The sequence below is a fragment of the Dyadobacter ginsengisoli DSM 21015 genome, from assembly GCF_059568735.1.
This window is the reverse complement of sequence record NZ_JCANTY010000005.1, coordinates 138,559-152,694: the sequence shown is the minus strand read 5'-3', so window position 1 is coordinate 152,694 and position 14,136 is coordinate 138,559. Positions and strand designations below refer to the sequence as shown.

At 48.6% G+C, this 14,136-nt stretch carries 12 protein-coding genes; 1 reads left to right on the top strand and 11 read right to left on the bottom strand.

Translation table 11 applies throughout. The features are described from left to right. Window positions 1-36 precede the first annotated feature (36 nt). The 7 genes from BP71_RS19180 to pdxA all read right to left on the bottom strand — a co-directional run bounded on the left by BP71_RS19180 (window position 37) and on the right by pdxA (window position 9,680). Window positions 37-1,419, bottom strand: a complete 1,383-nt coding sequence (locus BP71_RS19180; protein ID WP_496382127.1) for a M28 family peptidase — start codon at window positions 1,417-1,419, stop codon at window positions 37-39. Window positions 1,420-1,455: 36 nt separating this feature from the next. Next, window positions 1,456-3,777, bottom strand: a complete 2,322-nt coding sequence (locus BP71_RS19175) for an efflux RND transporter permease subunit (RefSeq protein WP_496382125.1) — start codon at window positions 3,775-3,777, stop codon at window positions 1,456-1,458. A gap of 71 nt (window positions 3,778-3,848) precedes the next feature. Next, complete coding sequence (locus BP71_RS19170) at window positions 3,849-5,033, bottom strand: methyltransferase (RefSeq protein WP_496382123.1); 1,185 nt, start codon at window positions 5,031-5,033, stop codon at window positions 3,849-3,851. 70 nt (window positions 5,034-5,103) lie between these two features. After that, on the bottom strand, window positions 5,104-6,903 hold the full coding sequence (locus BP71_RS19165) for a tetratricopeptide repeat-containing sensor histidine kinase (protein ID WP_496382121.1): 1,800 nt from the start codon (window positions 6,901-6,903) through the stop codon (window positions 5,104-5,106). 74 nt (window positions 6,904-6,977) lie between these two features. Continuing rightward, on the bottom strand, window positions 6,978-7,601 hold the full coding sequence (locus BP71_RS19160) for a DNA-3-methyladenine glycosylase (RefSeq protein WP_496382119.1): 624 nt from the start codon (window positions 7,599-7,601) through the stop codon (window positions 6,978-6,980). Further along, on the bottom strand, window positions 7,601-8,488 hold the full coding sequence (locus BP71_RS19155) for a YicC/YloC family endoribonuclease (protein WP_496382117.1): 888 nt from the start codon (window positions 8,486-8,488) through the stop codon (window positions 7,601-7,603). Before BP71_RS19155 ends, BP71_RS19160 begins: the two co-directional genes overlap by 1 nt. A gap of 85 nt (window positions 8,489-8,573) precedes the next feature. Then, complete coding sequence (pdxA, locus tag BP71_RS19150) at window positions 8,574-9,680, bottom strand: 4-hydroxythreonine-4-phosphate dehydrogenase PdxA (RefSeq protein WP_496382115.1); 1,107 nt, start codon at window positions 9,678-9,680, stop codon at window positions 8,574-8,576. Window positions 9,681-9,776: 96 nt separating this feature from the next. Here pdxA and BP71_RS19145 point away from each other — a divergent pair, with 96 nt between their 5' ends. After that, on the top strand, window positions 9,777-10,703 hold the full coding sequence (locus tag BP71_RS19145) for a 2-hydroxyacid dehydrogenase (RefSeq protein ID WP_496382113.1): 927 nt from the start codon (window positions 9,777-9,779) through the stop codon (window positions 10,701-10,703). 60 nt (window positions 10,704-10,763) lie between these two features. Here BP71_RS19145 and BP71_RS19140 read toward each other — a convergent pair whose 3' ends face one another. From BP71_RS19140 to trpS, 4 genes are read right to left on the bottom strand one after another with little or no spacing between them, the layout of a single operon-like run. Then, entirely contained in the window at window positions 10,764-11,330 is a 567-nt protein-coding gene (locus tag BP71_RS19140) for a 50S ribosomal protein L25/general stress protein Ctc (protein WP_496382111.1), read from the bottom strand. Window positions 11,331-11,365: 35 nt separating this feature from the next. Further along, window positions 11,366-12,310: a ribose-phosphate pyrophosphokinase gene (locus BP71_RS19135; RefSeq protein WP_496382109.1), complete on the bottom strand. Its 945-nt coding sequence runs from the start codon at window positions 12,308-12,310 to the stop codon at window positions 11,366-11,368. Between the two features lie 38 nt (window positions 12,311-12,348). Then, window positions 12,349-12,924 (bottom strand): phosphatase PAP2 family protein, encoded by a 576-nt coding sequence (locus BP71_RS19130; RefSeq protein ID WP_496382107.1) that lies wholly within the window; start codon window positions 12,922-12,924, stop codon window positions 12,349-12,351. Further along, on the bottom strand, window positions 12,921-13,898 hold the full coding sequence (trpS, locus tag BP71_RS19125; protein ID WP_496382105.1) for a tryptophan--tRNA ligase: 978 nt from the start codon (window positions 13,896-13,898) through the stop codon (window positions 12,921-12,923). The genes BP71_RS19130 and trpS overlap by 4 nt, the downstream gene beginning before the upstream one ends. Between the last annotated feature and the right edge of the window lie 238 nt (window positions 13,899-14,136).

Below are 14,136 nucleotides of genomic sequence, written 5' to 3'. Positions count from 1 at the left end.
TAGGGTATCTTATCGTAGCCGGGTTTAAGTCCGGAATTATAAGCCGTATTTGTCTATCAGGTATAACATCGAAGCCATGGCGGCTGCACCCAGTTCGAGCTCGCGCTTGCTGACGGCGTCGAATGTGTCGTTGACGGCGTGATGGTAGTCGAAATACCGTTGCGAATCGGGTATCAGGCCGAGTAATACTGTTCCCTGCTGCGCCAATGGCCCGATATCAGCACCGCCGCCACCGGGTCCAAGCTCGTGGATGCCGTAGGGAGCGAACAATTTGGTCCATTGCATGATTTTGGCTTTCTGTGCAGGCGTTCCCACAATTCCGAAGCCTAGCGGTGTGAAGCCTCCGCGATCCGATTCAATGGCAGCCAGGTGTTTTTCCTTTTTTGCTTTCGCGGAGTCGGCATACGCCAGGCCACCTTTCAGGCCGTTTTCTTCATTCATGAACATGACGGCCCGCAGGGTATTGTTGGGCTTGTAACCCAATGCTTTTAATATCCGGAGGGCTTCAATAGACTGGACGCAGCCCGAGCCGTCGTCATGCGCGCCCTGCGCGAAATCCCAGGAGTCGAGGTGCCCACCCACGGTAATGTACACACCCGGACTATCTTTCCCTTTCAGTTCACCAATCACGTTATGGGATGGTGCATCCGGGAGTGTTTCACAGTTTTGCTCGAAATAAAATTCGGTATCTGGATTTTCTTTTAACGTCTTGCTGAGTAATTCTGCCCCATTGGTTGTAATGGCAGCTGCCGGGATCATTGGTGCACCGCTGGCATAACGCATGCTGCCGGTATGCGGTATATCGTCCAGGCGAGTGGTCATCGATCGGGTTAAAGACCCGATTGCCCCCAGTTTGGCCGCTTCGCTTGCACCGGCACCCCGCTGCTCCACGGCCCCGGCGTACGCTTCAAACGTATTCAGCTTGGTGGGATCCATGGGCCGGTTGAAAAAGACGATTTTGCCTTTTACCTTTTCAGTACCCAGTTCACGGAGCTGCTGAAAGCTTTTAACTTCTATGACCTTCGCTTTGATACCACCTTTCGGTGTTGCAACGGAGCCTCCCAAAGCAGCGATAGGCACTGTGGTCTTTTGTTTGCCATTAATGATCTGTGCCTTTTCTTTCGGCCCTCTTACCCAGTGTGGGACCATGACGTTTTGCAGAAAAACGTTGTCGAAATGTTCACCTTCCATCACGGATCTGGTGTACTCAACGGCTTTTGCAGCACCGGTCGAGCCGCTCAGGCGTGCACCTACCTGCTGGGTCAAATGTCTGAGCCATTCGTAGGACTTGCCTTCACTGAGAGAAGTGTCGAAGATTTTGCGGATGAAGATGGAATCGGCCTGATAACCGGTTTGGGCCTGGCCAGGAACGACTATCCCTGCCAGAGACAGGGATAGAGCGGTAAAGAATTTTTTCATACAGTGACAGGAGTTTATGTAATAGCGGCTAATATACTAGCTCGGCTTTACATTTTTCCCCTGCCTTTTAGCAATAGACAACAATAATGCGGGAAGCAGGATCAGGTTGGTACACATCGCCACGAGCAGCGTAATGGAAACCATCACACCCATAGCAGCGGTACCTCCGAAACTGGAAGCGGCGAAAATCGAAAACCCGCAGAAAAGGATCACCGCTGTGTATATCATGCTCAGGCCGGTGCCAAAAATCGAACGTGTCACAGCTTTGGAAGGAGTCAGGCCGTTCTTATGGAGCTCTTCCCGGTAACGCGTCAGAAAGTAGACGGTGCCATCCGAGGCGATCCCGAAGGTGATGCTGAAAATAAGGATGGTCGTTGGTTTGAAATAAATATCAAAATACCCCATGATGCCGGCCGTTAAGGCCAACGGGATCAGGCAGGGAAGTTTCGACAGGAGAATAATGGGGACCGAACGGAATAACACCATGCCGACAATAGCGATGAGGACAATGGCGATCAGCAGGCTCTCGTAAAGGTTACTCAACAGATAGTCGTTGCTTTTGAGGAAAACCAGACTGTGTCCGGTAAGGCTTACCTTATATTGTGCCGGACTGAAAATCGAATCCACTTTGGGGCGGATCTGATTCATGAGCTCTTTGATTCGTTCAGAGCCCACATCTGCCATCTGAAAGCTCAGGCGGGTAACGCTCTTGTCTTCGTTCAGAAAGGCTGTCAATTGTTTTGCCGCGCCCTGCTGGCTTTGTACGTACTGCGTCATTTTATTCAGTTCGAGCACGCCTGGCAATGCGTAATATTTGGCATCACCCCCGCGGTATCCTTGGTAAAGGAACCGAGACGCTTCTACAATGGAGACCGGTTTCGAGAATTCCGGAAATTTGGCCATTTCGTTCTGGAAGGCCTTGATTTTGTACAAGGTCCTGGCCTGATCTGCAAAAACACCATTGGGTTTTTTGGTATTGATCATTACCTCGAAAGGTAGTACGCCATTGAAATTTTTCTCGAAAAAGCGGAGATCAGTATACACCACATCTTTTTTGGGCAGGTCGTCCACCACGTAGCCAATGGTTTTGATCTTCGTCATCCCAAATGCGGAAACAACGATGAGGACCACCATAGCGATGTAGATTTCCTTCCGCCTGTTGTGGACCAGGTGATCGACTGTTTTCAGGAAGCCCGCGGCCCATTTTCCATCCAGGTGTTTCAAATGGCGAGACTTCGGGGTGCTCATATAATGCAGCGTGATCGGTAGCAGCACGAGGCAAAGTACATACGTTACCATGACGCTGATGGCTGCGACCACACCGAATTCAACCAACAGGATACTGTTGGTAAAGTAGAATACCCCAAAGCCGATTGCGGTGGTCATGTTGGCGAGGAACGTTGACAAGCCGATCTGCCGTATCATTTCCCGCAGTGCTTCATCCTTGTTGCTGTGCGAGACGAGTTCGGCCTGGTACTTGTTGATCAGGAAAACGCAGTTCGGAACGCCGATCACAATGAGCAGGGGAGGGATCAGGCCGGTTAATGCGGTGATCTTGTAATTGAATAAATGCAAAATACCAACGGAGAACACCACGCCGATCAGCACCACAATAATGGATAAAAGCGTGAGACGCAGTGAGCGGAAAAAGGCCCAAAGAATAAGCAGCGTCACAAAAACTGCCAATCCCATGAAGAGCTCCATTTCACCGGAGATCTTCTTCATGTTGACGGTCCTGATATAGGGCATCCCCGAATAATGCAGATCGGTATTGTATTTGACGGCAAATTCATCGGCCATCTTTTCGATATCATCAACGATCGTCAGACGGCGCTTGGAGTTCAGTTCCTTATCATTGAAGGTGATGACGATGAGGGTCGCGTTCGTTTTGCTGTTGAGTACGAGACCTTCGTAAATCGGAAGATTGGCAATTTCTTTTTTCAGGCTGTCGGCTTCGGCCTGGGTGCCCGGGATCTGGCGGATAACAGGGGCGAAATCGAAACGGGTGAGACTATCATTGCGGACGATTTTATACACATTCGCGAGGGACAGCACAGTTTTGATCCCTTCTGTTTCCTTGATTTTTTGGGACAGCTTGCACCAGTCACGGAATTTATTGATTTCGAAAAGCTGTGGATCCTGCCAGCCGATCACCATTACACTTCCATCCTCGCCGAAAAGTTTTCTGAAATCCTGATATTCTTTCTCGACAGGATCGTTGGATGGCAGGATGCGGGCGAAATTGTAGGAGAGCTCAATTTTGCTGGCCTCATAGGCCATGAAGACGGTCGATACTAGCACTAATGCAACCCACAAAAGCCGGTAGCGGATAATGTAAGTCGCTATTTTATTCCACATATTCGATAATTCAGTTCACAAAAAGTTGCAAATATACGCACATACGACGTAAAAAGGGACATTCTAACGGTTCAAATCCCCGCCAATCTTTCAAGGTGATGGTACTCAATACCAAAAAACTTTTTGGCTTCCTGGATTTTGCGTAGTACGACTGCCTGTGATTTTTCGCTTGCTGGCCCTTTGGTTCCTACGATCATCACGTTTTTGGGCGTGTGAGCATCGGAGATAAATTCGAAGACTTTTGTTTTGTACCCGAAGTATTCGAGGATCAGCGCGCGAATTCCATCGGTGGCCATCTCTGCCTGCCGTTCCAGAAAAATTCCGTGCCGGGTCAAAAAACCTAACTCGTTTTCTACGTGATGTTTCTCGATTTCACGCCGGACCTGCTTGTGGCAGCAGGGGGCGACGACGATCAGGTCGGATCCGGCCTCGATGCCTTTGTAAATCGCATCATCGGTAGCGGTGTCGCAGGCATGCAAGGCGATCAGCATATTAATTCCGGTGCTATCGAATGCCCCGATTGTGCCCTCGCGGAAATCCAGTCCGTGGAAGCCCGCATTCGCCGCGATGCGGTTGCAAAGCGCTACCAGGTCTTCCCGGAATTCTATACCTGTAACCTGCGGATTGAGTTGCAGGACGTTTTTGAGGTAGTCATACAACGCAAATGTGAGGTAGCCTTTACCCGACCCCATATCGGCGACCCGGATGTCGTTGCAGGGTGAGATCTCCCTGATCAGGCTGCTCAGGATTTCGATGTAATGGTTGATCTGCCGAAATTTATCCTGGGCGTTGCTATATACATTCCCCTGCTGATCGGTGATCTTGAGATCGTGCAGATAGGCATTGTTGCGGGATGATATGAGCCGTTTCTTATTCTTGTCGTGATCCAGAGAGGGAGCATCCCGGCCTGTCACCTCGCTTTTCTTTAATGTAGCCTTACCGCTCGCGTAAACTTCAAAGCGAAGGTCGGAACGGGTGGTCTGCAACGTTGCGACGTGAAAATCGATACCGATCCAGGCGGTCAGCAGTTCGTTGAATTCCTCTGGCGTCTGGTTTTTGGTAATGTCGCGTGTTTTATGGCGGTAGGTAAGACTGAACCGGGGCTCTTTTTTGATCAGGACTCTTTTGACGTAGATATTTTTAAGGGTTTCATCTGATCCTTTATAGTTGCCAAGCGATAGTTTTACGAAGGTATCGTCGGACAGGCTTTGCTTCGTTTCGGTGACGAAATCCTTTGCTTTTTCAGTAATATTCATGAGGGTGCTTAAATCATTGCTTAAGAAGTAACGACCAAATGATGGGTACAGTCTTGTACGAAACGAATAATCATTTGATGAAGACCTTGGGTATTTCGATCTCGACCCGGATCCCGTTTTTTTCTTCGCTGTGGATGTTGATCTTGCCGTGAAGACTTTCCACACGGCCCTTGATGTTTTTCAGTCCGACTCCCTGGCGGTCTGGCTCGACCATCCCATTACCATTGTCGCTCACCACCAGGACGATCGTTTTGAGGTTTTCTGTCAGGTTGACTGTGGCTTCGGAGGCTCCGGAATGCTTGATAATGTTATTGGTTAGTTCGAGGACAATGCTATATAGTTCAAATTCGATCTTGTTGTTGAGCCTGTTTTCCATTCCCTTCAGGTTGAAGGTGAATGCAATGTTTTTGTTTTCATTCAGTTTGCTGATCAGCCTGTGCAGTGCCATGCTGAGGCCATGCTCTTCCAGTTCAGCGGGCATGAGATTGTGCGACAGGCTACGGACCTCCCGGTATGCCGCACCGACCATCTGATGCACGCTATCGTAGATTTTTTGTTCTTCCGGTGAAAGTACTTTTTTGTCAATTCCGTACAGATACCAGTTCAGGGATGCCAGAGTACCACCCAGATGGTCGTGCAGCTCGGCGGCGACCCGTTTTCGCTCAATCGTTTGACCTTCGATCATTGCAGCCTGAATTTCGGCATTTTTCCTCCTTAGTTTTTTGTTGTTGAACCACAGGAACACCGTGAATGCAATAAAGAGACATGAAAAGCCTATCAGGAACCGTTGGATGGTCCGCTGTTCCTCGATAATCTTTTTCTGGATTTCAGAGTCCATTACCTGATTATCGTACATCAGCTGATACATGGTGTACTGTCTTTTGATCGTTTCGTCGTGGATCATGCGACGCGTGTGGTTGACCTCCTGGCTGTAATCCAGGGCAACATCCAGCATATTTTTGGCTTTATAAGACCGGGAAAGCGTCACCAGTGCCCAGTTGGTTTGCTGAGTGGAATGGTAGATTTTGGAATACTCCAGCGCTTTCAGGCCGGCTTCAATAGATTCGTCGAATTTTTTCTGATAGTAATAAGTATTGCTGAGATCGTTGAGGCAGTTGACTTCTCCGTAGCGGTTACCTATTTTCCGAAAGAGTGCAATGCTGCGTTTGAAATATTTCTCCGCCTCGGGATGGTTATTCAGGCGCACGTGCATGTAGCCCATGCTCTGTAGTACTGTTGCGCGTCCCCAATCCGAGTTCATCTTGTCAAAAATCTGATAAGATTGATCGTAGAGTTTGCGGGCTACGTCATACATGCTTTTTTCGCGGTAGCAGTTGCCCAGGTTTTCAATACTGAGTGCCCGCGAACTGTCCGCTTGGAGACGGGTAAAGATCTGCACTGCCTGTTCGTAGTTGATGCGGGAGGAATCCCATTGCCGGTATTCCGAATAGCTTTCTCCCAGAAATCGCCTGGCATGGCCAGTGTACATCGGCAGATTGAGCTGCCTGGACAGCGTCATGGTTTCATTGGAAAGCTCCCGTAACACGTCGTAACTGCCGTCCAGCAGATAATAGCTGCTGAGCAGATTATAGGCCAGTAATTTACCTTCTCCCCATTGGTGTTTTTGAGAAAGACGGAGCACATGTTTGGAGTAAAACATGGATTTCTCTGCGTCCTGGAAAAGATACTTGGATGCAAGTTTGTGGTATTTATAAATCAGCGCAGTGTCCTCGGCAAAATCCTCCTGTGGTATCGACTCGACAATATCTTCCACTTTCGCGTTTTTGTCTCCGCCAGTGGACGTGCACTGACTTCCGGCGAGCGCCGATCCGACTAACAGAAAGAGAATTAATTTGTAGAATTTATTCATATATTCTTGATTCCGTGTCAGTTAGGTGCGAGGACGTTTGAGCGTACCCGGTCTGTGTAATAAGACCCCGGTATCTAACCTTTACTTACAAAAGTATTGTCTTTTATATAATATCGGTAAGGAAGTTCACGGCCCACATTAATACCGATACGCGGGCTGGCCACGATCCCGGCGGGAGTGTTTGCGGGGGCGAGCAGGTGGAGCGGTCCGTCTCCAAGCAAGATACCGTTGTGAAGAGATCTTTGAATCCCCATGGCCTGAACGAGTTTGCCGGGACCGCGGCAAAGCTCCCGCAGGCTGATTTGCGGATTGCAGGTAATTACCTGGTTCCGACCCGGTCTGAGGAGCCGGCGCGCTTCCATGAGATCGATGCCGGACGTGGGTTGAAGGGCGCGGATCAGCACCGCCTCTCCGATGCCTTCCGCATTGCCGACAATATTGAAGCACTGGTACATGCCATAGATCAGATACACGTATACGGTGCCGGCAATGCCATACATCGGCTCTGTACGCGGCGTTCGCCTGTTGAATGCGTGACAAGCCGGGTCGTCCCGCAGATAGGCTTCGGTTTCCACGATAACGCCGCTGCTCGTGCCGTCAGGACTTTCATGCACCAGCTCGCAACCCAGCAATTTTTGTGCGAGGGTGCATGTGTCATAGGCGGAAAAGAAGGAAAGCGGAAGCTTCTCTTCGGGCATCAGATAATGTTCATGGTTTGCTCCTTGATCTTTTCAAGCTCGTCTTTCATCTGGACCACGAGATGCTGGATAGAAACGTCGTTGGCTTTCGAGCCGATGGTATTGATTTCCCGGCCGATTTCCTGGGCGATGAAATTCAGTTTTTTACCATTGCTCTCCGATGCTTTCAACGTTTCGATGAAATAGGTAAGGTGGTTGGCCAGACGTATCTTTTCTTCCGAAATATCAAATTTCTCGACATAATAGATCAACTCCTGCTCGAAGCGGTTGGGATCGAAATTGTCATCGGAAAGTAAGTCGCGGACTTGTTTTTCCAAACGTTCGCGTACTGCGGGTATTCTCAGCTTGTCCTGCTCGGCTACCTGATCCAGCAAGGTTTGAATAGTTTTAATGTATTCGGCAAATTTTTCGGCGGTCATACGGCCTTCCTGCTCCCTGAACACCGTGCATTTACGCAATGCTTCCAGGACGGCGACTTTGATCTGCGCCCAGTCGTTTTCCCGGCTCGACTCGTCCACGGTTTCATTGTTATAGGCATTGGGCATCTGAAGGGCAATGCGCAGGAGTTCGGTGCTTTCCGGAACGAATCCGAGACCGGCTGCGGTATCCGAAAGATCCTGATAGTAGGCATTGACGAGCAGCCGGTTGACCGATGTCGACGCGATCGTTTTGCCTACGGGTTGGACGGTCAATGTAAATTCAACCTTGCCGCGTTCCAGCGATTGGGTGATGAGGTTCCGGATTTCAATTTCCCTTTCCGAATAGTTGCGCGGGATACGGCAATAAATGTCCAGGAATTTGGAATTCAATGTCTTGATTTCCACAGTGACATTGATTGAATCGGATTCGATGTTGGATACACCGTATCCGGTCATAGATTTTAACATAGTAATGTCGGTTGGTCCGCTCGGGGATTATTTTTCTGGTAAATGAGAGTACTTCAATCGCCGGTAGCCGGTGAGCCGAAGCTGATTAATTAAACCGTTGTTTTCCGCCAGATTTGGCAGGATGCTGGCTCTCAGAAGGTTGGGGCTTCGAAATGAGCGCATTCTTCTCCATATCGGCATTGAAGACACGGAAACGAGAGATATCGCAAGCCAGGTAAAGCGCTTGCAGCAGCGATCCCGGTTCAGCTATATTTTTTCCTGCTATGTTGTAAGCCGTGCCATGGTCGGGCGAGGTACGCACTGCGGAAAGCCCTGCCGTGAAATTCACACCCTCGTTGAAGGCGAGTGTTTTGAACGGAATGAGACCCTGATCGTGGTACATAGCCAGGACGGCATCATACTGCCTGTATGTACCGGCCGCGAAGAAACCATCTGCGGGAAAAGGTCCTACTACCAGGTTGCCTTTCTCTTTAAACGTTTTAATGACGGGCTGGATCACTTCGATTTCTTCGCTGCCCAGCAGGCCATTTTCTCCGGCGTGCGGATTAAGGCCCAGAATGGCCAGCTTAGGCTTTTTGATGCCAAAATCACCTTTGAGCGATTGCAGTATCTGTTCGATTTTAGCTGTCAGCTTTTCAACCGTGATCTGTTCGCGAACATTCTGAAGGGGAATGTGGCCGGTGAGGACTCCTACACGCAGATCGCCCGCTACCATAAACATCAATGCTTCGTCTTTTCCGAAAGCCTCGGCGAGAAATTCCGTATGGCCCGGAAATTTAAAGTCGTCATTCTGAATATTGTCCTTGTTAATAGGGCCGGTTACGAGGGCCTGTATTTTTCCTTCTTTCAAATCTTCGACAGCCCGTTTCAATGACGCGAATGAACCTTGTCCGGCTTCGGCTGTGATTTTTCCCGGCTGGATTTCAGTTTGGTGATCATGCCAGCAGGTAATGACGTTGGTCAGCTTGGGGTTTGCCTGCTCGGCTTTCTGAATTCCGTGCAAAGTCCAGTCTTTCATATCCAGCAGGTTGCGGTACTGGTTCAGGACCCGTAAGGATCCATAGATAACAGGTGTGCATAATTTAGATAACTGGTTTCCTTCGAATGCTTTAAGGATTACTTCCGGGCCAATGCCGTTATAATCACCGATTGTAACGCCGATTATAGGTTTGTCACTGTGTTGGTCGCTCATGTACGTAAATGCTGTTGTATGTGTTCTCCCTGCGCAAATCTGTATTACTTTTGCCGCACGGTTCGACCGGCAAGTTACAAAAAATCCCGTGCTACTATGAAAATCCTGATCGCAGACTCCATGCATCACTCACTATTTGAAATGCTGGACACGCAAAAATGGGACTACGACTATCATCCCGAGTACAAAAGAGCAGATATCCAAAATGCATTACCCGAATATGACGGACTCATGATCCGGAGCAAGACTTTCCTCGACCGGGAGATGCTTGCGAATGCATCCAGGCTACGTTTCATAGCCAGGGCAGGCGCCGGTCTCGATCTGATCGACCTGGATGTGGCCGGCGAATTAAACATTCAGGTTTTTCATGCCGGAACAGGAAACCGGGATGCGGTGGCGGAACACGCCTTGGGTATGTTGCTGGCTTTGTTTAACAATATCCTGAAAGCGGATCGTGAAGTACGCAGCGGGGTCTGGGACCGGGAGGGGAACCGGGGCGTGGAGCTGATGGGAAAAACCGTTGGGCTGATTGGTTATGGGAATAACGGAACAGCTACTGCGAAAAGACTGAGTGGTTTTGGCTGTAAAGTACTTGCGTATGACAGGTACCGTGACAATTACGGCGACGCATTTGCAATGGAATCTTCGATCGAAGAGATTATGCGTGAGGCCGATATCCTGAGCCTGCATATTCCTTTGACAGATGTCACCCGATACCTGGTGAATGAGCAGTTTATCAGCGATTTTGCCAAACCTTTTTACCTGCTGAATTTATCAAGAGGGGAAGTGGTGAAGCTGCAAGCGGTAGCAGAGGCAATTGAAAGCGGCAAGATTAGAGGTGCCTGCCTGGACGTGCTGGAAAATGAAAAGATCGGGAAATTAAGTGCCGGGCAGCAGGTAACGTTCGATTATCTGATCAATTCGGATCGCGTCGTGCTGACGCCTCATATCGGTGGCTGGACGCATGAAAGTTATGTGCGGATCAACGAAGTACTGGTAGAACAAATCCGGAACTGGCTATAAACAAATATGCCGACCAATGGTCGGCACGTTTGCATCTATTAGCCATGAAAAATAAAATACTTATTTACCAAGTGTACCGCGAAGCGCACGTGGAATCTCAACTGAGGCGATCGGATTGCTTGCCGCTGTCAATATAACAAAATTTTCAGCTTTCAGTGCACCAACTTTAACAGATTTTCCTAAATCCAGTTCAGTTACATCAACATTTACATAGTCAGGGATGTTATCCGCAAGACCTTGTACGCGCAATTTACGCAATTTTTGGTTCATTTTACCACCTTTCATTACTCCGGTGGATGTACCTGTCAATTTAACAGGAACTTCAACTTTAATTTCCTTTCCTGCAATGATTTCAAGAAAATCCGCGTGGATCAGCGCATCATTAACAGGGTGGAATTGCTTTTCCTGAAGAATCGCATTATACAAAGTACCCTCGATATTCAGGGTTACGTTATAAATATCCGGTGTGAAAAGCAGCTCACGGAACAACATGGACGGTGCATAAAAATGTACCTGCTCACTGCCACCGTACAGCACAGACGGAACATAACCTTGTGAACGTAGTTCCTGGGCTTCCGTCTTGCCGAGATTCGCTCTTTTAAACCCTACAATCTCATGCTTTTTCATAAGAATTTTTATAAGAAAGTTAAAAAATAAAAAATTTACTGATAATTTATAAACAATGAACTAATAGATTCATGATCGCGGATCCGACCTATTGCCTTTGCAAAAATTTCTGCAACTGACAGTACGCGGATTTTTTCATTATGTTGCTTAAGAGGGATTGTATCTGTAACAATTAATTCCTCCAACACAGAATTGGCAATATTTTCATGCGCCTTACCCGACATGATCGCGTGGGTGCTGATCGCCCTTACAGAGCTGGCCCCCTTTTCCATGATGATCTCCGCTGCCTTGCAAAGCGTACCTCCGGTGTCGATCAGGTCATCTACCAGTACTACGTCCATTCCCTCCACTTCACCGATCACCTGCATGCTGGCAATCTCGTTGGCTCTTTTTCTATGCTTGTCGCACAGGATCATATCCGCATTCAGGAACTTAGCAAAATTCCTTGCCCGTGCAGCTCCTCCCACGTCCGGGGACGCGATCAGCAGGTTTTTAAGGTTCAGGGATTTGATATAAGGAACAAAAATCGACGTTCCTTCCAGGTGGTCAACCGGCAGGTCAAAAAAGCCCTGGATTTGTCCGGCATGTAAATCTATGGTCATCAGACGATCCACACCGACGGATGTAAGCAGGTTTGCAACAACTTTCGCAGCGATGGCCACCCGCGGTTTGTCTTTTCTGTCTTGTCTCGCGTAGCCGAAATAGGGGATTACTACCGTCACATAATGCGCCGAAGCACGACGAGCTGCATCCACCATGAGCAGCAACTCCATCAGGTTATCGGCAGGAGGCATGGTAGATTGAATGAGAAAAACATCACAACCTCTGATCGACTCCTCGAAACTTGGGGACAATTCACCATCGCTGAATTTCCGCAACGTGTAGCCTCCCAGTTCCTTACCATAATACCTGGCAATGTCTTTGGCCAAATATTCGGACTGACTCCCCGAGAATATTTTTACTGTATTGAATGAACCCATGGCCAAACTAAAATTTGCGCAAAATTAAATAAAATCAGTCAATTAAGATAATATCTTTTTAAAAAAATATAATAAAGCTGAACGAAGCAGTATCCGGTGAGCAATCCGACCAGTGCTCCGACCAGAATATCGAGCGGATAATGCACACCTACATACACCCGGCTGTATGCGTAAACAATCGCCCATCCGAATACAAAAGCCATATGAGGGACTTTTGGCCGCAGGAGGCTGAACCACACCATGGCCAATGAAAAGCTGGTGGAAGCATGGGAGGAAGCAAATCCATACGAGCCGCCGCAATCCGTTACCACGTGTACCAAACCCTGCAACGCCGGTTCATGGCAGGGCCGGAACCTCAGGAAATAGGGTTTCATCAATCCGGAAGTGATTTTGTCTGCTACCACAACGGCCAGGATCACCGCGATGATCATGAACGCGCCCTTTTTACCTTCTGTGCGGATCGTCAGTGCAATAAGGAAAACATACAGCGGAATCCAGGTGAATTTGTATGTAACCCAGTACATTACCGTGTCCAGCCAGGGCGTATGCATGCCATTGAGCCATAAAAACAGCTCCTGGTCGGAATGGATCAACGTGTCTATGGCCTGCGTCATGAACTGAACCCGAGGACTTTCCTTACTTTTTGAATGGTCTCCTGAGCTATTTCACGGGCTTTGGCTTCACCTTCCACCAGAATGCCTTCGAGTTCATCATTGTTTTCCATATAATAATTGAAGATTCGGCGTGGTTCAGCGAATACTTCCATAAAGCATTCGAAGAGCGCCTGTTTGGCATGTCCGTAGCCATAGCCGCCGTTCAGGTAGTGCTGACGCATGGTTTCCACATCTGGCGCCGATGCTACCAGGCTGTAAAGCTGAAAAGTAATGTCGGTAGCGGGATCCTTTGGCTCTTCCAGCGCTTTTGAATCTGAAAGGATCTTTTTAGTGATCTTCTTCAATTCATTTTCGGGCAGGAAGATATCGATGTAGTTGTGATAAGACTTGCTCATTTTCTGGCCGTCCAGACCCGGAATAGTCATAATGCGCTCATCGATCTGTGGCTCAGGCAGCACGAGGATTTCCTCTCCGGCCAGTATGTTGAACCGGTTGGCAATATCCTTGCTCATTTCCAGGTGCTGCTTCTGGTCTTTACCAACGGGGATGATGTGGGCATTGTAGAGCAGAATATCGGCAGCCTGCAACACGGGATAAGTGAAAAGGCCTGCATTGACATCCGCCAGTTTTTCTGATTTATCTTTGAAAGAGGTCGCATTCGCCAGCATTGGGAATGGCGTAAAGCAGTTGAGATACCATGCGAGCTCGGTGTGCTCCTGCACCCGTGACTGGCGCCAGAAGACGTTTTTTTTGTAATCGAACCCGAATGCGAGCCATGTTGCCGCAATAGCTTTCACATATTCGCCGCGTTCCGGCCCATTTTTCAGGGTGGTAAGCGAGTGCAGGTCCGCGATAAAAAAGAATGATTCGTTTTGTGGATTTTTAGAGAGTTCAATGGCGGGTTTGATGGCTCCCAGGATGTTGCCCAGGTGTGGTCGTCCGCTACTTTGAATGCCTGTCAGGATTCTGGCCATTTTAGAAAAGTGCCGGAAATTAGTCCGGGATATATAGAAATTAGTTAAAAATTGTTTCGATCAGCATTCGAATCTGCTTCGGGGCAATGCTTCTTTATTCTGATTTGTCGTAAATGGTAAGCAGGTATAATTTCCCTTCTTCAGAAATAATACGTTATAACTCTTATGCGCCCACTTCTCCCTTGCTCTTTACTTACCATCGAATTTTGAAGACGTTGCCTCCAAGCGGTGTGCCGGG

What these genes read in the sequence shown, in the direction of transcription:
- BP71_RS19180 (WP_496382127.1), bottom strand. Translation starts at nt 1,419, where the DNA reads ATGAAAAAATTCTTTACCGCTCTATCCCTGTCTCTGGCAGGGATAGTC.
- BP71_RS19175 (WP_496382125.1), bottom strand. Translation starts at nt 3,777, where the DNA reads ATGTGGAATAAAATAGCGACTTACATTATCCGCTACCGGCTTTTGTGG.
- BP71_RS19170 (WP_496382123.1), bottom strand. Translation starts at nt 5,033, where the DNA reads ATGAATATTACTGAAAAAGCAAAGGATTTCGTCACCGAAACGAAGCAA.
- BP71_RS19165 (WP_496382121.1), bottom strand. Translation starts at nt 6,903, where the DNA reads ATGAATAAATTCTACAAATTAATTCTCTTTCTGTTAGTCGGATCGGCG.
- BP71_RS19160 (WP_496382119.1), bottom strand. Translation starts at nt 7,601, where the DNA reads ATGCCCGAAGAGAAGCTTCCGCTTTCCTTCTTTTCCGCCTATGACACA.
- BP71_RS19155 (WP_496382117.1), bottom strand. Translation starts at nt 8,488, where the DNA reads ATGTTAAAATCTATGACCGGATACGGTGTATCCAACATCGAATCCGAT.
- pdxA (WP_496382115.1), bottom strand. Translation starts at nt 9,680, where the DNA reads ATGAGCGACCAACACAGTGACAAACCTATAATCGGCGTTACAATCGGT.
- BP71_RS19145 (WP_496382113.1), top strand. Translation starts at nt 9,777, where the DNA reads ATGAAAATCCTGATCGCAGACTCCATGCATCACTCACTATTTGAAATG.
- BP71_RS19140 (WP_496382111.1), bottom strand. Translation starts at nt 11,330, where the DNA reads ATGAAAAAGCATGAGATTGTAGGGTTTAAAAGAGCGAATCTCGGCAAG.
- BP71_RS19135 (WP_496382109.1), bottom strand. Translation starts at nt 12,310, where the DNA reads ATGGGTTCATTCAATACAGTAAAAATATTCTCGGGGAGTCAGTCCGAA.
- BP71_RS19130 (WP_496382107.1), bottom strand. Translation starts at nt 12,924, where the DNA reads ATGACGCAGGCCATAGACACGTTGATCCATTCCGACCAGGAGCTGTTT.
- trpS (WP_496382105.1), bottom strand. Translation starts at nt 13,898, where the DNA reads ATGGCCAGAATCCTGACAGGCATTCAAAGTAGCGGACGACCACACCTG.